The organism is Halorubrum shenae (genome assembly GCF_051194165.1).
Taxonomy (GTDB): domain Archaea; phylum Halobacteriota; class Halobacteria; order Halobacteriales; family Haloferacaceae; genus Halorubrum.
The window spans coordinates 197,181-214,811 of record NZ_JBLZNI010000003.1 but is presented as its reverse complement, the minus strand read 5'-3'; the positions used below and the strand labels follow the sequence as shown (position 1 = coordinate 214,811).

Below are 17,631 nucleotides of genomic sequence, written 5' to 3'. Positions count from 1 at the left end.
CACCCCATGACGGTCGAAGAGTTCAAACTCCCCGACGTGGGCGAGGGAGTCGCCGAAGGCGAACTGGTCACCTGGCTCGTCTCTCCCGGCGACCGCGTCGAGGAGGACCAGCCGGTCGCGGAGGTCGAGACCGACAAGGCGCTCGTCGAGGTCCCGTCGAGCTACGACGGGGCCGTCGAGGAGCTGTTCGTCGAGGAGGGCGACATGGTCCCCGTCGGCGACGTGATCATCTCGTTCCGCGTCGGCGAGGACGGCGAGGCAAGCGGGGAAGCAGACGAGTCCGAGACGGACGAGACCGACGCGACGGAGACGGACGCCGCCGAGTCGGAGCCGGAGGCAGACGCCGACGCGGAACCCGACGTCGACGGCGAAGCGGAGGCGGCCACCCCGTCCGGCCGGACTTTCGCGCCGCCGTCGGCCCGCCGGCTCGCCCGCGAACTGGGCGTCGACATCGCCGCCGTCGACGGGAGCGGTCCCGGGGGCCGGATCAGCGAAGCCGACGTGCGGGCACACGCGGAGGGCGGCGCCGGAGGCGCCGACGCGGGCGATTCCGGCTCCGACGAGGCGCCGGCGCCGACGCCGACCGACGTTGGATCCGGCGGCCGGAAGTCGGCCGTCAAAAAGCACGGCGACGACGGATCCGTCGAATCTTTGGCGGACACCCCGTCTACCGCCTCCGAACCTGCCGGCCGCGAGACGACGCTCGCGACGCCCGCGACCCGGAAAGTCGCCCGTGAGCTGGGCGTCGACATCGACGATGTGCCGACCGACGAGACGCGGGACGACGAGGCGTTCGTCACCGGAGAGGACGTCCGGACATACGCCGAGGCACCGGCGTCGGAGTCTTCCGATTCGGCGCCCGAGCCGGCGCCGGTCGACGTTGCGCCGAGTGCGGACGCCGACGCCGGTGCCGAGGGTATCGGTGGCGCGGCCGAACCGAGCGCGCCCGGTGCGGCCGACGAGACTATCCCGTACCGCGGCGTGCGGCGCACCATCGGGAAGCAGATGGAGCGGTCGAAGTACACCGCGCCGCACGTCACCCACCACGACACCGCCGCGGTCGACGCCTTGGTCGAGGCGCGCGAGGAGCTGAAACCGCGGGCCGAGGCCGAGGGCGTGTCGCTCACCTACATGCCGTTCGTCATGAAGGCGATCGTCGCGGGACTGAAGGCATACCCGTCCCTCAACAGCGAGCTCCGCGAGGACGACGAGGAGATCGTGTTGAAGGGCGACTACAACCTCGGGATCGCCGTCGCGACCGACGCCGGACTGATGGTGCCGGTCGTCGAGAACGTCGACGAGAAGGGGCTCTTCGAGCTGGCCGCGGAGGTCAGGGATCTCGCCTCTCGCGCCCGCGAGCGCGAACTCACGCCGGCGGAGATGAAGGGCGGCACGTTCTCGATCACGAACTTCGGCGCCATCGGCGGGGAGTACGCCACGCCGATCATCAACTACCCCGAGACCGCAATCCTCGGGCTGGGCGCCATCGAGGAACGGCCGGTCGCCCGCGACGGCGAGGTCGTCGCGGCGCCGACCCTGCCGTTGTCGCTGTCGATCGACCACCGCGTGATCGACGGCGCGGTCGCGGCCGAGTTCGCGAACACCGTGATGGAACACCTTGAACACCCGCTGCTGCTGTTAACTCAATAATGGTCGTCGGAGACATCGCAACCGGAACGGAGGTACTGGTGATCGGCGCGGGACCGGGCGGCTACGTCGCCGCCATCCGCGCCGCACAGAAGGGACTCGACACGACGCTCGTCGAGAAGGACGCCTACGGCGGCGCCTGTCTGAACCGCGGCTGTATCCCCTCGAAGGCGTTGATCACGGGCTCGGGGCTCGCCCACGAGGCCGGCAACGCCGAGTCGATGGGGATCCACGCGGACCCCGCCGTCGACATGGGGAAGATGGTCGAGTGGAAAGACGGCGTCGTCGACCAACTGACGGGGGGCGTCGAGAAGCTCTGTAAGGCCAACGGCGTCAACCTGATCGAGGGGACCGCGTCGTTCGTCGACGAGCACACCGCTCGCGTCGCTCACGGCGGCGAGGGACAGGGCTCCGAGTCGATCGAGTTCGAACACGCGATCGTCGCGACCGGCTCGCGCCCGATCCAGATCCCCGGCTTCGACTTCGCTGAGGACCACGTCTGGAGCTCCGCCGACGCGCTCGACGCCGACACGGTCCCGGACCGGCTCGGGATCGTCGGCGGCGGGTACATCGGGATGGAGCTGGCGACGACGTACGCCAAGCTCGGCGCCGACGTGACGGTCGTCGAGATGCTCGACGACATCCTCGACCCCTACGAGGACGACGTGAAGCGGATCGTCCGCGAGCGCGCCGAGGAACTGGGCGTCGAGTTCCACTTCGGCGAGGGCGCGAGCGAGTGGTCGGAGGGCGCCGACGGCGGCTACCTCCTCCACACGGAGACCGAGGACAGCGAGGCGCAAAGCGCCTCTGGCAGCCGGACGCAGTCCGGCGATGGCGAGGAGTCGACATACGGCGCCGACAAGATCCTCGTCGCCGTCGGGCGTCAGCCGGTCACGAACGGGCTCGACGTGGAGAACGCCGGGATCGAGACGGACGACCGCGGCTTCATCGACACGGACGACCGCACCCGCACCGCGATCGAGCACATCCACGCCGTCGGCGACGTGGCGGGCGACCCGATGCTCGCGCACGCGGCCTCGAACGAGGGGATCGTCGCCGCCGAGGTGATCGCGGGCGAGCCGGCCGCGCTCGACCGGCAGGCGATCCCCGCGGCGGTCTTCACGGACCCCGAGATCGGGACGGTAGGGTTGACAGAGGAGGAAGCCGAGGCGGACGGCTTCGACCCCGTCGTCGGCCAGATGCCGCTTAACGCCTCCGGGCGCGCGATGACGACCGGACACACCGAGGGGTTCGCTCGGATCGTCGCCGACGACGAGACCGGCTTCGTGCTCGGCGCGCAGATCGTCGGGCCGGAGGCCTCGGAGCTGATCGCCGAGGTCGCGCTCGCGATCGAGATGGGCGCGACGCTGGAGGACGTGGCGTCGACGGTCCACACCCACCCCACGCTCGCGGAGGCGGTGATGGAGGCCGCGGAGAACGCCTGCGGACAGGCGATTCACACGCTGAATCGGTAGGAGGAGTAGCAATCGGCGGGCTCGCTGCCCGCGTTCCTTTTTAAACGGTGGCGTCGTGAGGCAGACGCGTCGTGAGGCCGACGCGTCGTGAGGCCGACGCGTTGTCAGGCAGACGCCTCGTAGCCCGCTTCGTCGACCGCGCTTACGAGGGCGCCCGGATCCGCGTCGCCCTCGACGCTCGCGGACGCGCTCTCGTGGTCTGCGGTCGCGCGCTCGACCCCGTCGACGCCTTCGAGCGCCTCCGTGACGCTCTGTTCGCAGTGTTCACACGACATACCTTCCACGGTGATGGTTCGACTCATTGCGGCTACTGATAGGGGAGACAGTACTTTGTCGCTTTTTACTTTGCGATCGGGGCTCACACAGCAATTTGACTTTGGGATCCGAACCAAACTGCCCAACTGTCTTATATATCGAGCCCGTACCGGGGGCCATGCGCGACCTCGACGAGACCGATCTGGAGATCCTGTCGCTGCTGGCCGAGAACGCCCGGCGCCCGTTCAGCGAGATCGGCGATCGGGTGGGGCTGTCGGGACCGGCGGTCTCGGACCGCGTCACCCGGCTTGAGGAGACCGGCGTGATCAAGGGATTCACGGTCGACGTCGACCGCACGAAGCTCCGAGCGGGCGTTCCGGTGTTGATCGACGTGGAACTGCCGATCGGTGGGGCGTCCGCCGACGGACCGGACGCCCTCGATGACGCTCGCGAGCGCGTTCGGGAGGCTGATGCGGTCGAACACGTCTTCGTCACGGCCGAGGGCGACCTCCGCGTGTACGCCCGCGTCGATGGTCGAACCGCGCGGGAGTGGGTGGCCGGGTTGTTCGAGGGAGTCGCCGTCGACGACTACGCCGTCACGCTGGTCGACGAGTTCGAGTGGACGCCATCGATCGAGGGCGTGGAGTTCGCGTTGACCTGCGCGGAGTGTTCGAATACGGTCGACAGCGAGGGCGAAACGGCGCGGATCGACGACGAGGTGTACCACTTCTGCTGTTCGTCCTGTCTGTCGCGGTTTCAGGAGCGGTTCCAGCGGTTGGAGGAAGGGGTGTGATTCGACGGGTCGGTCTGTCGTACTCCCTCGCTCGCTCATTCCAATCTTGTTTTTGTGCCGGTAGCTGTCCGCAAAGCCCCAGCCGCTCGTTTATAAGTGATTGTTGACGACGGATCGACGGTGAACACCTCCAAAGCCCCAGCCGCGAGACGGGCGCACGCTCGCTGCGCTCCTCGGTCGCTCACTCCGTTCGCTCCCTGCGGTGCTTACATCGCCTGCGCCCGTCTCGCGGCTGCCCCTTTGAGCCCCACCCCGACCGCTCCGCACCTCACGCCTCCCCAGCCTCGTCGCGACGGCGTTTATAAACGCCGTCGCGGGCTCCCTCGCACGGTCGCTCGCGGGCCTTCGGCCCGCTCACGGCGCGCGCCACCGCTCTTTTTTAAGTCGGATCTTCGATCGAGTCGATTTCTTGGATGCGACCGCCGCTTTGGAATCGAAGCTTTCGCCCCATCGGGACCCGCGGTCTCGAAGCAGAAAACTGCCTAAGGGTGGGACCCGTAGTAATACCCATGCCAACGAGAACAGCCCATCTGAACGTCACAGGGATGTCCTGTGCCAACTGCTCGGCGTCGATCGAGGACGCTCTCGACGACCTCGACGGGGTGGCGTCGGGGAACGCCAACTACGCCACCGACGAGGGGTCAGTCGAGTACGATCCGGAGGTCGTCTCGCTCGGCGAGATATTCGAGGCGATCGAGTCCGCGGGCTACGGCGCGGTCAGCGAGACCGTTTCCGTCGCCATCACCGACATGACCTGTGCGAACTGCGCGGAGGCCAACGCGGACGCCCTCGAATCGACGCCGGGCGTGATCGAGGCGACCGTGAACTACGCGACCGACGAGGCGCAGGTCCGGTACAACCCCGCGGACGCGACCCTCGGAGACCTCTACGACGCGATCGAGTCGGCGGGCTACTCGCCGGTTCGAGAGGGCAGCGGGAGCGGCGGCGACGGCGAGGGAGAGGGATCCGGCGAGGCCGGCGAGAGCGGCTCCGGCCAGGACGCCCGCGACGCGGCCCGCGAGGAGGAGATCCGCAAACAGCTCCGTCTGACCCTCTTCGGGGCGGTCCTCTCGGTGCCCCTGCTGGCGTTCATGGCCGACCACCTGCTGTTCGGGGGCGAGCTCTTCCCGGAGACCGTCTCCGGCGTCTCGATCGGCTGGGTCCAGTTCCTGCTCGCGACGCCCGTCCAGCTCGTCTTGGGGCGTCCGTTCTACAAGAACTCCTACCAGGCGCTCGTGACGAACGGGCGCGCCAACATGGACGTGCTGATCGCGCTCGGCTCCACGACCGCGTACCTCTACTCGGTCGCGTCGCTCTCGGGCGTGATCGCCGGGAGCCTGTACTTCGACACGGCCGCGTTCATCCTCGTGTTCATCACGCTGGGTAACTACCTCGAGGCCCGCTCGAAGGGGCAGGCCGGCGAGGCGCTCCGCAAGCTGCTGGAGATGGAGGCCGACACGGCCACGCTCGTCGCTGAGGACGGGACCGAGCGGGAGGTCCCCCTCGACGAGGTCGAAGTCGGCGACCGGATGAAGGTCCGCCCGGGCGAGCAGATCCCGACGGACGGGGTCGTCGTCGACGGCCAGAGCGCGGTCGACGAGTCGATGGTGACCGGCGAGTCGGTCCCCGTCGAGAAGGAGGTCGGCGACGAGGTCGTCGGGTCCACGGTGAACGAGAACGGGATGCTCGTGGTCGAGGCGACGAAGGTCGGCGCCGACACCGCGCTCAAGCAGATCGTCCGGACGGTCAAGGAGGCGCAGTCGCGCCAGCCCGAGATCCAAAACCTCGCCGACCGCATCTCGGCGTACTTCGTCCCCGCGGTCATCGTCAACGCCCTGCTGTGGGGGACCGTCTGGTTCCTCTTCCCGGAGGCGCTCGCCGGGTTCGTCGGCGCCCTCCCGCTATGGGAACAGGTCGCCGGCGGCCCCGCGGCCGCGGGCGGTGCGATCTCGGTCTCTGAGTTCGCGATCGTCGTGTTCGCCTCTTCGGTGCTCATTGCCTGCCCCTGCGCGCTCGGGCTGGCGACCCCCGCTGCGACGATGGTCGGAACGACGATCGGCGCCAGACACGGCGTCCTGTTTAAAGGCGGCGACGTGCTCGAACGCGCGAAAGACGTCGACACTGTCGTCTTCGACAAGACAGGGACCCTCACCGAAGGGGAGATGGAGCTGACCGACGTGGTCGCCTTCGACCGCGACGGTAAGCTGCTCTCTGATGGCGGTCCGACCCCAGACGGCGGGACGGTGTCGCGAGCGAACGCCGGCGAGGACGACCTCACCGCTCCAGACGCCGACCGCGACGCGGAAGACGAGGTGCTCAGGCTCGCCGCGACCGCCGAGCGCGGCAGCGAACACCCGCTCGCCCGCGCCATCGTCGACGGGGCGGAAGCGCGCGGGATCGACGTGGGGTCGCCCGACGGCTTCGAGAATATCCCCGGTCACGGGGTCCGTGCGACGGTCGCGTCGGCCGACTCCGACGACGCCAGTGAGGTGCTGGTCGGCAACAGGAAGCTGCTGCGCGACAACGGGATCGACCCCTCGCCCGCCGCGGAGACGATGGAACGCTTAGAGAGCGAGGGGAAGACGGCGATGCTCGTCGCCCGCGTGCCCGCTGGCACGAACGACGGCCGTCTTGTCGGAATCGTCGCCGACGCGGACACTGTGAAGCCGAGTGCGGTCGACGCCGTCACCGCCCTCCGCGAGCGCGGTGCCGACGTGATGATGATCACGGGCGACAACGAGCGCACCGCCCGTGCCGTTGCCGAGCAGGTCGGGATCGACCCCGAGAACGTCCGCGCCGAGGTCCTTCCCGAGGACAAATCCGGTGCGGTCGAGGCGATCCAGTCCGACGGACGCCACGCGATGATGGTCGGCGACGGCGTCAACGACGCCCCCGCGCTCGCGGTCGCGTACGTCGGCACCGCCATCGGAAGCGGTACGGACGTGGCTATCGAGGCCGCGGACGTGACCCTGATGCGCGACGACCCGCTCGACGTGGCGAAGGCGATCCGCATCTCCGACGCGACGCTCCAGAAGATCAAACAGAACCTCGTGTGGGCGCTCGGCTACAACACGCTGATGATCCCGCTGGCGTCGCTCGGGCTGCTCCAGCCCGCGCTGGCGGCCGGGGCGATGGCGCTGTCCAGCGTGAGCGTGCTCACCAACAGCCTTCTGTTCCGCCGGTACGTGCCTGATCGTGACTACCGGCTGCTCGGTCGGCTGCGGTGAGGAAGGTCGACCGCTCCGATCACGGTTCGCCTCTCGTCACCCTGTACGCCTGACCGGCGTACCGGAATCGGGTCGTCTCGTTGTCAATGCCGAGGGTCTGGTCGGCCGTTCGCTTGTCTGCGCGGAGGACCACCCGATCAACGTCTTCGTCCATGAACGCGAGCAGATGTCGGTAGCCGCGATTCCGTCGACGCATCACCTGCTCGGCGATGATCACGCGACCGGCCGTCTGCGTTCGGTCCAGTGTGAGGGCGGCTCGCTCGCTGTCGTCGCCGTTCGACGCCCCCTGCCACTCATCCGCGGTGACGGTCACTGTGGTCCCGTCCGACTCGCTCGTCGCGTCGTCCGTCGGCTCGACGGAGACCGGCGGCGCGTCGAACTCGACGAGGGCCGCGCTCTTTGAGGTCGTATGTCCGTATCCCACAACGGCGGCGTAGTGGCCACCGCCGAGGTACGGATAGCGCTCCGCGTCTCCGTCGTCTCTCTCGCTGGCTCCCGCCGCCATCGTCCACGTCTCACTCTCACCCGCCGGGAGGCTGTGGCAGACGCCGTCGTGGGTGCCTGGACCGATGTGGAACCACTGGTCGTCCCGTAGCTTGTAGAGGTTCCAGTGGCCGCAGCTGGTCGATTCCTGCGATCGATTGTGATACGTGAACTCCATGCGAGCGGGCAGCTTCGCCGTCTCGGTGCTCGGACGGACGAACCCTCGGGTCGTTTCACCTGCCTCGTGGTACCACGTGGCTTCGCTCTCGCACGGAAGCTCCGGCACTGTCATGCCGTCGAATTCCGAGTCCGTTGTCGGTCCCGGCGAGTCCGTCGGATCGGTCGCTCCGCTCCCCGGCGTGCTGCAGCCCGCAAACGCCCCGAGGGAAGCCGATAAGCCAACGAGGAGGGAGCGTCGATACATACTCGTCATGTCCGTCAGCGTGTGAAGTGTCTTGTGGAGAGCTCTGGGAGGGCGCGCTCGCCCGCCGAATCCAAATTTGATATAGCGTTATAAAATTTAAACAGGTGCTTCCGTCTCAATTACCGATCAACAGCTACGACCGCGTTGCCCGTCGAGTCCGGTCCCGTGAGCGCCGATCGACCGGCTTTTTCCCTGCCGTGTCGTCAGATCGGGTATGGCCGACGAGTTTGACCCCGAGAAGTTCGAAGACAAGTATGCGAACTACTTCAACGAGCTTCAGCGGGCGTACAAGAACGCGTTCAACCAGATGAACGACCGGCACGACTCGGAGCTGATCCACGGGATCGACCAGACCGTGCTCAACGAGTCGGAGCCGTTCTACGAGGACGGCGAGTTCCGCGTCGAACTCCCCGAAACTCCCCGCGAGCGCATCCGCGGAGCCGTCTCCGTCGACGACGAGACGTTCGAGGAGACGCTCGACGAGTACGTCGACCGGATCGAGGCGGAGCTGTACCGGACGCTGGGCGTCGACCGACCGGAATGAGATGGCTGTATTCGGTCCGTTTCACCGTCTGATACGTCGGTTCTCACGGTTCGCGTTCCGTCGAACCAAAGGCATAAGCCGCCCGGACGCCAACCCGCGGACATGAGCACGGACACCACTGACGCGGACAACGACCTCCGCGAGCGGATCACGAACTTCCTGCGACGCAACTTCCCACAGATTCAGATGCACGGCGGGAGCGCCGCCATCAGCCACCTCGACCGCGAGAGCGGTGAGGTCACGGTTCAGCTCGGCGGCGCCTGCTCCGGCTGCGGTATCTCCCCGATGACGATCCAGGCGATCAAGTCCCGGATGGTCAAGGAGATCCCCGAGATCGAGACGGTCCACGCTGATACGGGTATGGGCGCTGGCGCCGACGGTGACCTCGGCGGCACCAGCAGCGGCGGCATGTCTCCCTCCTTCCCCGGCGAGACGACCGACGACGGCGGCGATGACGAAGGTCCCCAGGCCCCGTTCTGAGCGGTTCTCCCGATCTCGCGGTTCCGTTCTCTTCGTTTTCGATCTGCAATAGCTTTTTGCTCGTTATTCCGGAGTACAACGCGTCTTTGGTCGATTCTGTATCGCTGTAGCTGGACCTCCACGAGACTGCTTAAATTAAATAACGCTATATCAACTTTCCTCAGCGGCGCGACTGAAGGCTTTTTGCCCCCGGCGGTCGTGGGTGGTTCCTATGCACCATCGGGAAGTCGAGTCGACAGCGGAGTACGTTGCGCGATTCGAGACGGGCGCCGACTGGCGCGAGGAGATTGAGGACCTCGCTCGCGCGGAGGACGTCGAGGCGGGCTGGTTTACGGCGCTCGGAGCCGTACAAGACGCGGACGTGTGGTTCTACGACCAAGACGACACCGAGTACAAATCGGTGACCTTCGACGAGCCGCTGGAAGTCGCGGCCTGCGTCGGCAACGTCTCGCTGCTCGACGGGGACGTGTTCGCGCACACCCACGTCGTGTTATCGCGGCCGAGCGGGCAGGCGCTCGCGGGACACCTCGACTCCGCGACGGTCTGGGCCGGCGAGTGCCATCTCCGAGCGTTCGCGGAGCCGCTCGAACGCTCTCACGACGAGGCCACCGACCTCGACTTATGGCTCTGAGGCGGAGCGCGCGGCGATGAGGCCGGACGACGAGCGCTACTTCGCCCGGATCGAAGACCGGCTCGACGAGGCGTGGGACGTGGCCGAGGCCGCCAAGGAGCAGGGCCACGACCCGAAACCGGAGATCGAGATTCCGATCGCCCGCGATATGGCCGACCGCGTCGAGAACATTTTGGGAATCGACGGGGTCGCGGAGCGCGTCCGCGAGCTGGAAGGCGAGATGTCCCGCGAGGAGGCGGCCCTAGAGCTCGTCACCGACTTCGTCGAGGGGACCGTCGGCGACTACGACTCTCGGGCGGGCAAAGTCGAGGGCGCGGTTCGGACCGCGGTCGCGCTGCTCACCGAGGGGGTCGTCGCCGCGCCGATCGAGGGGATCGACCGCGTCGAACTGCTGGAAAACGACGACGGCACCGAGTTCGTCAACGTCTACTACGCCGGTCCGATCCGCTCGGCGGGGGGGACCGCGCAGGCGCTGTCCGTGCTCGTCGCCGACTACGCTCGATCGCTGCTGGGTATCGACGAGTACAAGCCCCGCGACGTGGAGATCGAGCGCTACGCCGAGGAGATCGCCCTCTACGACAAGGAGACGGGCCTCCAGTACTCGCCGAAGGACAAGGAGTCGAAGTTCATCGCACAGCACATGCCCGTCATGCTCGACGGGGAGGCGACGGGCGACGAGGAGGTGTCGGGGTTCCGCGACCTGGAACGCGTCGACACCAACTCCGCGCGCGGTGGGATGTGTCTCGTCGCCGCCGAGGGGATCGCGCTGAAGGCCCCGAAGATCCAGCGGTACACCCGCGACCTCGACGAGGTCGACTGGCCGTGGCTGCAGGACCTGATCGACGGGACGATCGGGAAGGACGGCGGCGGCGCGAGCGACGAGGCCTCTGGAGACACCGGCACGGAGGCGGACGGCGAGGATGCCCCAGGCAACGAGGGCGCTGAGGACAACGCGGATGCCGAAGATTCGGAACCCGACGGCCCTCTCCGCGCGAAGTCCTCCCAAAAGTTCCTTCGAGACCTGATCGCGGGTCGTCCCGTCTTCACTCATCCGAGCGAGGCGGGCGGGTTCCGGCTTCGATACGGTCGCGCGCGTAACCACGGGTTCGCGACCGGCGGGGTCCACCCGGCGACGATGCACCTCGTCGACGACTTCCTCGCGGCGGGCACCCAGATCAAGACGGAGCGCCCGGGGAAGGCCCACGGGGTCGTCCCCGTCGACTCCATCGAGGGACCGACGGTGCGCCTCGCGAACGGCGAGGTCCGGCGGATCGACGACCCCGAGGAGGCGAAGGCGATCCGGAACGGCGTCGAGAAGGTGCTCGACCTGGGCGAGTACCTCGTCAACTACGGCGAGTTCGTCGAGAACAACCACCCGCTCGCGCCCGCGTCGTACGTCTCCGAGTGGTGGGTCCAAGAGTTCGAGGCCGCCGGCGCCGACGTGCAGGCCATGCGGGACGACCCGCACGTCGACCTCGAACATCCCCCTGTCGACGAGGCACTCGCGTGGGCGCGCGAGTACGACTGCCCGCTCCACCCGGAGTACACCTACCTCTGGCACGACGTGTCGGTCGAGGTGTTCGAGTCGCTCGCGGACGCGGTCGCCGCCGGCGACGTGGTCGAGGGCGTCCTCGCGATCGAGCGCACGGAGACGACACAGCACGCGTTAGAGTCGCTGTTAGTCGAACACGTCGCGACGCCTGACGCGCTCCGGATTCCCACGTGGCGCCCGTTGGCGCGGTCGCTCGGGATCGACGACGGGCTCCGAAAGACGTGGAGCGCGGACGACCTCTCGGTGGCGGCCCGCGAGTGGGACGGCGGCGAGAACGCCGTCAAAGCGGTCAACGAGGTCGCTCCCTTCGAGGTCCGCGAGCGAGCGCCGACCCGGATCGGCAACCGGATGGGCCGCCCGGAGAAGTCGGAGAGCCGCGACCTCTCGCCGGCGGTCCACACGCTGTTCCCGATCAACGAGGCCGGCGGCCCCCAGCGCGACGTGGCGGAGGCCGCGAACGTCATGGACGACTCGGGCCACCGCGGGCGGCTGGAGGTCGAAGTCTCCGACCGGGTGTGCCCCGAGTGCGGCGAGCACACCTACAAGGCACGGTGCCCGGACTGTGCGGTCCACACCGACCTCCACTACGAGTGCGGCGACTGCGGGACCGTCTGCGAGCCCGACGAGGCCGGCCGCGTCGAGTGTCCGCGTTGCGAGTGGGAGGTGACGGCGGCGACCTACCAGGAGGTCGACGTCAACGACGCGTACCGCTCCGCGATGGCGAACGTCGGCGAGCGGGAGGCGTCGTTCAAGATCCTCAAAGGGGTCCAGGGGCTCACCTCGCGGAACAAGACCCCCGAACCGATGGAGAAGGGCGTCCTCCGCGCGAAGAACGGCGTCACGTCGTTCAAGGACGGGACGGTCCGCTACGACATGACCGACCTCCCCGTCACGTCGGTCCGGCCCGAAGAGCTCGACATCACCGCCGACCACCTCCGCGAGATCGGCTACGAGACCGACATCGACGGCGAACCCCTGCGCCACGACGACCAGCTCGTGGAGCTTCGGGTTCAGGACATCGTCCTCTCCGACGGCGCCGCGGAGCACATGCTCAAGACCGCGGACTTCGTCGACGACCTCTTAGAACAGTTCTACGGACTCGACCGCTTCTACGAGTTCAACGAGCGCGACGACCTCGTCGGCGAGCTCGTCTTCGGGATGGCGCCCCACACGAGCGCCGCGACTGTCGGAAGAGTGGTCGGATTCACCTCGGCCGCTGTGGGATACGCGCATCCGTACTTTCACGCCGCGAAGCGGCGGAACTGCTTCCACCCGGAGACGGAGATCGAGTATCGAGATGACGCGGGTTGGCACCGCGAGACTATCGAGGCCTTCGTCGAGGATCGGTTGGACGACCCTGAGACCGACGACTTCGGAACGCTTGTCGAGGACCTCGGCGGTGCGATCGAGGTGCCCTCGATCGACGAACGCGGAAACAGGTCGACGCAGCCGGTAACTGCCGTTTCGAAACACCCGAGCCAAGACCATCTCATTCAGGTCGAGACCCAGCGCGGGCGTTCGATTCGCGTGACACCCGACCACACGATGCTGCGAGTCGTCGACGGGGGAGTTCAAAAGGTCGCCGCGAACGAATTGGAGGTCGGCGATACCGTTCCGGCGAGTCCCCCGCAGCAGAACGCGTCGATGGACGCCGCCACTCGCACGGCGACGGACGGAGGAATCGAAACTGACGAGGTTAGGTCGGTTTCGTTTCTTGAAAGCGACGTCGAGTACACGTACAACCTCACCGTCGCCGAGACGCACACGCTCGCGGCGAACGATTTATCAGTAGCTCAATGTGACGGGGACGAGGATTGCGTCATGCTGCTCATGGACGGTTTACTTAATTTCTCTAAGACTTTCTTGCCAGACCAAAGAGGTGGAAAAATGGACGCACCTCTCGTGATGTCCTCGCGCATCGATCCGTCGGAGATCGACGACGAGGCGCACAACGTCGACATCGCGCGGGAGTACCCCCGCGAGTTCTACGACGCGACGCTGGAGATGGCCGATCCGGAGTCGGTCGAGGACCTGATCCAGATGGGCGAGGACACGCTCGGGACCGACGAGGAGTACCACGGGTTCGGCCACACCCACGACACGACGGACATCGCGATGGGGCCGGACCTGTCGGCGTACAAGACGCTCGGCGACATGATGGAGAAGATGGACGCCCAGCTGGAGCTGGCTCGGAAGCTGCGCGCGGTCGACGAGACGGACGTGGCCGAGCGCGTGATCGAGTACCACTTCCTGCCGGACATCATCGGGAACCTCCGGGCGTTCTCGCGGCAGAAGACGCGGTGTCTCGACTGCGGCGAGAAGTACCGGCGGATGCCGCTGTCGGGCGACTGCCGCGAGTGCGGCGGCCGAGTGAACCTCACCGTCCACGAGGGGTCGGTGAGCAAGTACGTCGACACGGCGATCGAGGTCGCCGACCGGTTCGGCTGCCGGCCCTACACGAAACAGCGGCTGAAGGTGTTAGATCAGTCGTTAGAGTCGATCTTCGAAGACGACACGAACAAGCAGTCGGGCATCGCGGACTTCATGTAAGAGATCGGGCTTGTGAGGCGGTTTCTGTGGATCTGTCAATGGTGATCGCTGCCGTCGGCTGTTTATAAACCGTCACCGTTGCGGTGACCACCTCCAAAGCCCCAGCCGCGAGACGGGCGCACGCTCGCTGCGCTCCTCGGTCGCTCACTCCGTTCGCTCTCTGCGGTGCTTACATCGCCTGCGCCCGTCTCGCGGCTGCCCCTTTGAGTCCCACCCGCACCGCACAGCACCGCACCTCACGCCTCCCCAACCTCGTCGCTCACTTCGTTCGCGACTCCCTCGCACGGTCTCCTTGCGGCCGCCAAAGGCGGCCGCTCGGAGGCGCGCGCCGGCGCTGCTGCCGTACTTTGTTTATAAGAAGATCGCCGCCTCAGTCGTCGTTACGCGCGTCCTCGACCACCTGCACGAACTCGCGAGCGGTCTCGGTGATCGCCTCGTAGTCGCCGCGCGCGGCCGCGTCGTAGTCGACGAGGGCGCCGCCCGCGCCGACCGCGAACGCGCCAGCGTCGATGTAGTCGGCGGCGTTGTCGGGGCCGACGCCGCCGGTCGGCATCATCGGAATCTGGCCGAGCGGTCCCTTCATCGCGCCGAGGTGGGCCGGGCCGACGGTCTTTGCGGGGAACACCTTCACGAAGTCGGCGCCGGCCTCGTAGCCCCGGATCGCCTCGGTCGGTGTCATCACGCCGGGCGCGGTGACGGCGCCGTAGCGGTTGCAGGTCTCGATCACGTCCTCGTGGAGACTCGGCGAGACGACGAACTCCGCGCCGGCCATCAGCGTCGTTCTGGCGGTCTCGCTGTCGAGGACCGTCCCGGTGCCGACGACGACCTCGTCGTCGAACGATCCCGCGACCTCGCCGAGCTTCTCGGCGACATCGGGCGTGTCCGCGGTAATCTCGACGGCGGTGACGCCGCCCTCGCGGAGCGCCTCGGTGATCCCGATCAGCTGGTCGGCCTCGACACCGCGCAGCACCGCGACGACGCCGCTGTCGACGAGTCGTGAGAGCGTCTCGTTCATACGCGACCGTCTCCCAGCGGCTACTTAAATCCGTTCGGGGCCGGTGCGGGTCGTGTCACCGCGGTCCACGACAGATCGTGCGACCGATCGACACGAAATCGCCGATGATCGGGGGAGATCGGGGGCGGTTCCCGCTGAAACGGCCGCGGCGAAACACTACCCTTTTGACCCTGCTATCGGTAACAAACGGTATAATGGGCCGACGCAAGAAGATCGTTCAAGAGTGCGAGCGGCTGATGGACTCCCCGGAGAACATCCGGAACATCGCCATTGCCGCCCACGTCGACCACGGGAAGACGACGCTCTCCGACAACCTGCTGGCCGGTGCCGGCATGATCTCCCAGGACACCGCGGGCGAGCAGCTCGCGATGGACACGAAGGAGGACGAACAGGAGCGCGGTATCACCATCGACGCGGCGAACGTTTCGATGACTCACGAGTACGAGGACACCAACCACCTCGTCAACCTCATCGACACCCCGGGCCACGTGGACTTCGGGGGCGACGTCACCCGCGCGATGCGCGCGGTCGACGGCGCGCTGGTGGTCGTTGACGCCGTCGAGGGCGCAATGCCCCAGACCGAGACGGTGCTCCGGCAGGCGCTCCGCGAGGGCGTGAAGCCGGCGCTGTTCATCAACAAGGTCGACCGCCTCATAAGCGAGCTCCAAGAGGGGCCCCAGGAGATGCAAGAGCGGCTGATGTCGGTCATCGCCGACGTCAACGAGCTCATCCGTGGAATGGCCGAGAACATGGACGACATCCCCGAGAACTGGACCGTCTCCGTCGAGGACGGAACGGTCGGGTTCGGCTCCGCGCTGTACAAGTGGGGCGTCTCCATGCCGTCGATGCAGCGGACCGGCATGGACTTCGGCGACATCATGGATCTGGAGCAGAACGACAAGCGCGACGAACTTCACGAGCGGACGCCGCTCTCGGACGTCGTGCTCGACATGGTCTGTGAGCACTTCCCGAATCCGGTCGACGCGCAGCCCCGTCGTGTCCCGCGCATCTGGCGCGGCGACTCAGAGAGCGAACTGGCCGACACGATGCGACTGGTCGACGAGGACGGCGAGGTCGTCTTCATGGTCACCGACATCTCCATGGACCCGCACGCGGGCGAAATCGCGACGGGCCGCGTCTTCTCCGGGACGCTGGAGAAGGGCCAAGAGCTGTACGTCTCCGGGACGGCCGGCAAAAACCGGATCCAGAGCGTCGGGCTCTTCATGGGGTCCGAACGCGAGGAAGTGGATCGCGTCCCGGCCGGGAACATCGCGTCCGTCACCGGGCTGCGTGACGCCATCGCCGGCTCCACCGTCTCCTCCATCGAGATGACGCCGTTCGAGTCGATCGAACATATCTCCGAGCCGGTCATCACGAAGTCCGTCGAGGCGCAGAACATGGACGACCTGCCGAAGCTCATCGAGACGCTCCAGCAGGTCGCCAAGGAGGACCCGACGATCCAGATCGAGATCAACGAGGACACGGGCGAGCACCTCATCAGCGGGCAGGGCGAGCTCCACCTCGAAGTGATCACCCAGCGGATCCGCGACAACCAAGGCATCCCGGTCATCACCGGCGAGCCGATCGTCGTCTTCCGCGAGCAGCCTCAGGAGGCCTCCCGCGAGGTCGAGGGGCAGTCGCCGAACCGCCACAACAAGTTCTACCTCACCGTCGAGCCGATGGCCCAGGATATCGTCGACGCCATCCAGCTCGGCGAGGTCTCGATGGACATGCCCGAACTGGAGCGCCGCGAGGCGCTGCAGGAGGCCGGCATGGACAAGGACACCTCGCAGAACGTCGAGGACATTCACCGGACCAACATCCTCATCGACGACACGAAGGGGATTCAGCACCTCAACGAGACGATGGAACTCGTCTTGGAGGGGCTACAGGAGGCGCTCGACGACGGACCCCTCGCCGCAGAGCCGGTTCAGGGGTCGCTGTTCCGCCTCCACGACGCGAAGCTCCACGAGGACACCATCCACCGCGGGCCCGCGCAGGTCATCCCGGCGGTCCGCAACGCGGTCCACCGCTCGCTGATCGACGGCGAGGTCCGCCTGCTGGAGCCGATTCAGGACGTTCGTATCGACGTGCCCTCGGAGCACATGGGCGCGGCGTCCGGCGAGATCCAGGGCCGTCGTGGCCGCGTCGACGACATGTACCAGGAGGGCGACCTCATGGTCGTCGAGGGCATCGCGCCCGTCGAGGAGATGATCGGCTTCTCCTCCGACATCCGCTCGGCCACTGAGGGCCGCGCCTCGTGGAACACTGAGAACGCGGGCTTCCGCGTCCTCGTCGACAATCTCCAGCGCGAGAAGATTATGGACATCCGCGAGCGCAAGGGCATGAAGCTGGAACTGCCGCAGTCGATCGACTACTTCTAAGTCGCCGACGCGGTCCGCGGTTGCGGTCTTTGACGGCTTCTCCGCTTTTCTCTCGCGTTCTCCCGCCGTTTCGCTTCCAGCCGCCGCGCTCCGTCTCCGCGGACTCCATGCAGCACGTTCACACGGCTAGAGGCGAGGCAACGCCTGCCATCGCCGAAGGCTTATACCCGA

The 17,631-nt window shown here is 67.1% G+C and carries 12 protein-coding genes; 9 read left to right on the top strand and 3 right to left on the bottom strand.

Annotated elements, in window-relative coordinates; all coding sequences use genetic code 11:
- Positions 1-6 precede the first annotated feature (6 nt).
- Together ACNS88_RS05830 and lpdA are read left to right on the top strand one after the other, a co-directional pair.
- Positions 7-1,650, top strand: coding sequence for a dihydrolipoamide acetyltransferase family protein (locus tag ACNS88_RS05830; RefSeq protein WP_435094813.1), 1,644 nt, complete (start codon positions 7-9; stop codon positions 1,648-1,650).
- Positions 1,650-3,122, top strand: a complete 1,473-nt coding sequence (gene lpdA, locus ACNS88_RS05825) for a dihydrolipoyl dehydrogenase (protein WP_435094811.1) — start codon at positions 1,650-1,652, stop codon at positions 3,120-3,122. Before ACNS88_RS05830 ends, lpdA begins: the two co-directional genes overlap by 1 nt.
- Before the next feature lie 104 nt (positions 3,123-3,226).
- Here the strand turns inward: lpdA and ACNS88_RS05820 are convergent, their stop codons facing one another.
- Positions 3,227-3,424 carry a heavy-metal-associated domain-containing protein gene (locus ACNS88_RS05820; protein WP_435094809.1) on the bottom strand — a complete coding sequence of 66 codons (198 nt, stop codon included), beginning with the start codon at positions 3,422-3,424 and terminating at the stop codon, positions 3,227-3,229.
- 131 nt (positions 3,425-3,555) lie between these two features.
- Here ACNS88_RS05820 and ACNS88_RS05815 point away from each other — a divergent pair, with 131 nt between their 5' ends.
- Together ACNS88_RS05815 and ACNS88_RS05810 are read left to right on the top strand one after the other, a co-directional pair.
- Positions 3,556-4,170 (top strand): AsnC family transcriptional regulator, encoded by a 615-nt coding sequence (locus ACNS88_RS05815; protein WP_435094808.1) that lies wholly within the window; start codon positions 3,556-3,558, stop codon positions 4,168-4,170.
- A gap of 509 nt (positions 4,171-4,679) precedes the next feature.
- Complete coding sequence (locus ACNS88_RS05810) at positions 4,680-7,397, top strand: heavy metal translocating P-type ATPase (RefSeq protein ID WP_435094806.1); 2,718 nt, start codon at positions 4,680-4,682, stop codon at positions 7,395-7,397.
- A 19-nt stretch (positions 7,398-7,416) separates the two neighbouring features.
- Here the strand turns inward: ACNS88_RS05810 and ACNS88_RS05805 are convergent, their stop codons facing one another.
- Positions 7,417-8,172, bottom strand: coding sequence for a hypothetical protein (locus tag ACNS88_RS05805; RefSeq protein ID WP_435094804.1), 756 nt, complete (start codon positions 8,170-8,172; stop codon positions 7,417-7,419).
- 346 nt (positions 8,173-8,518) lie between these two features.
- Between ACNS88_RS05805 and ACNS88_RS05800 the strand changes: the two genes are divergently transcribed.
- The 4 genes from ACNS88_RS05800 (at position 8,519) to ACNS88_RS05785 (ending at position 14,061) form a co-directional block, all read left to right on the top strand.
- The gene (locus ACNS88_RS05800; protein WP_435094802.1) at positions 8,519-8,848 is read left to right on the top strand and encodes a DUF5783 family protein; all 330 of its coding nucleotides are present in this window, start codon (positions 8,519-8,521) and stop codon (positions 8,846-8,848) included.
- A 102-nt stretch (positions 8,849-8,950) separates the two neighbouring features.
- A complete protein-coding gene (locus ACNS88_RS05795; RefSeq protein WP_435094800.1) occupies positions 8,951-9,328 on the top strand; it encodes a NifU family protein in 378 nt (125 codons plus the stop codon).
- Positions 9,329-9,539: 211 nt separating this feature from the next.
- Positions 9,540-9,959: a PPC domain-containing DNA-binding protein gene (locus ACNS88_RS05790; RefSeq protein ID WP_435094798.1), complete on the top strand. Its 420-nt coding sequence runs from the start codon at positions 9,540-9,542 to the stop codon at positions 9,957-9,959.
- Positions 9,960-9,975: 16 nt separating this feature from the next.
- Positions 9,976-14,061: a DNA-directed DNA polymerase II large subunit gene (locus ACNS88_RS05785; protein ID WP_435094796.1), complete on the top strand. Its 4,086-nt coding sequence runs from the start codon at positions 9,976-9,978 to the stop codon at positions 14,059-14,061.
- Positions 14,062-14,431: 370 nt separating this feature from the next.
- Here ACNS88_RS05785 and ACNS88_RS05780 read toward each other — a convergent pair whose 3' ends face one another.
- Positions 14,432-15,076, bottom strand: coding sequence for a bifunctional 4-hydroxy-2-oxoglutarate aldolase/2-dehydro-3-deoxy-phosphogluconate aldolase (locus ACNS88_RS05780; RefSeq protein ID WP_435094794.1), 645 nt, complete (start codon positions 15,074-15,076; stop codon positions 14,432-14,434).
- Between the two features lie 194 nt (positions 15,077-15,270).
- Here ACNS88_RS05780 and ACNS88_RS05775 point away from each other — a divergent pair, with 194 nt between their 5' ends.
- Positions 15,271-17,460: an elongation factor EF-2 gene (locus tag ACNS88_RS05775; RefSeq protein WP_435094792.1), complete on the top strand. Its 2,190-nt coding sequence runs from the start codon at positions 15,271-15,273 to the stop codon at positions 17,458-17,460.
- Positions 17,461-17,631 lie beyond the last annotated feature (171 nt).

What these genes read in the sequence shown, in the direction of transcription:
- ACNS88_RS05775 (WP_435094792.1), top strand. Translation starts at nt 15,271, where the DNA reads ATGGGCCGACGCAAGAAGATCGTTCAAGAGTGCGAGCGGCTGATGGAC.
- ACNS88_RS05790 (WP_435094798.1), top strand. Translation starts at nt 9,540, where the DNA reads ATGCACCATCGGGAAGTCGAGTCGACAGCGGAGTACGTTGCGCGATTC.
- ACNS88_RS05815 (WP_435094808.1), top strand. Translation starts at nt 3,556, where the DNA reads ATGCGCGACCTCGACGAGACCGATCTGGAGATCCTGTCGCTGCTGGCC.
- lpdA (WP_435094811.1), top strand. Translation starts at nt 1,650, where the DNA reads ATGGTCGTCGGAGACATCGCAACCGGAACGGAGGTACTGGTGATCGGC.
- ACNS88_RS05805 (WP_435094804.1), bottom strand. Translation starts at nt 8,172, where the DNA reads ATGACAGTGCCGGAGCTTCCGTGCGAGAGCGAAGCCACGTGGTACCAC.
- ACNS88_RS05795 (WP_435094800.1), top strand. Translation starts at nt 8,951, where the DNA reads ATGAGCACGGACACCACTGACGCGGACAACGACCTCCGCGAGCGGATC.
- ACNS88_RS05820 (WP_435094809.1), bottom strand. Translation starts at nt 3,424, where the DNA reads ATGAGTCGAACCATCACCGTGGAAGGTATGTCGTGTGAACACTGCGAA.
- ACNS88_RS05810 (WP_435094806.1), top strand. Translation starts at nt 4,680, where the DNA reads ATGCCAACGAGAACAGCCCATCTGAACGTCACAGGGATGTCCTGTGCC.
- ACNS88_RS05785 (WP_435094796.1), top strand. Translation starts at nt 9,976, where the DNA reads ATGAGGCCGGACGACGAGCGCTACTTCGCCCGGATCGAAGACCGGCTC.
- ACNS88_RS05780 (WP_435094794.1), bottom strand. Translation starts at nt 15,076, where the DNA reads ATGAACGAGACGCTCTCACGACTCGTCGACAGCGGCGTCGTCGCGGTG.
- ACNS88_RS05830 (WP_435094813.1), top strand. Translation starts at nt 7, where the DNA reads ATGACGGTCGAAGAGTTCAAACTCCCCGACGTGGGCGAGGGAGTCGCC.
- ACNS88_RS05800 (WP_435094802.1), top strand. Translation starts at nt 8,519, where the DNA reads ATGGCCGACGAGTTTGACCCCGAGAAGTTCGAAGACAAGTATGCGAAC.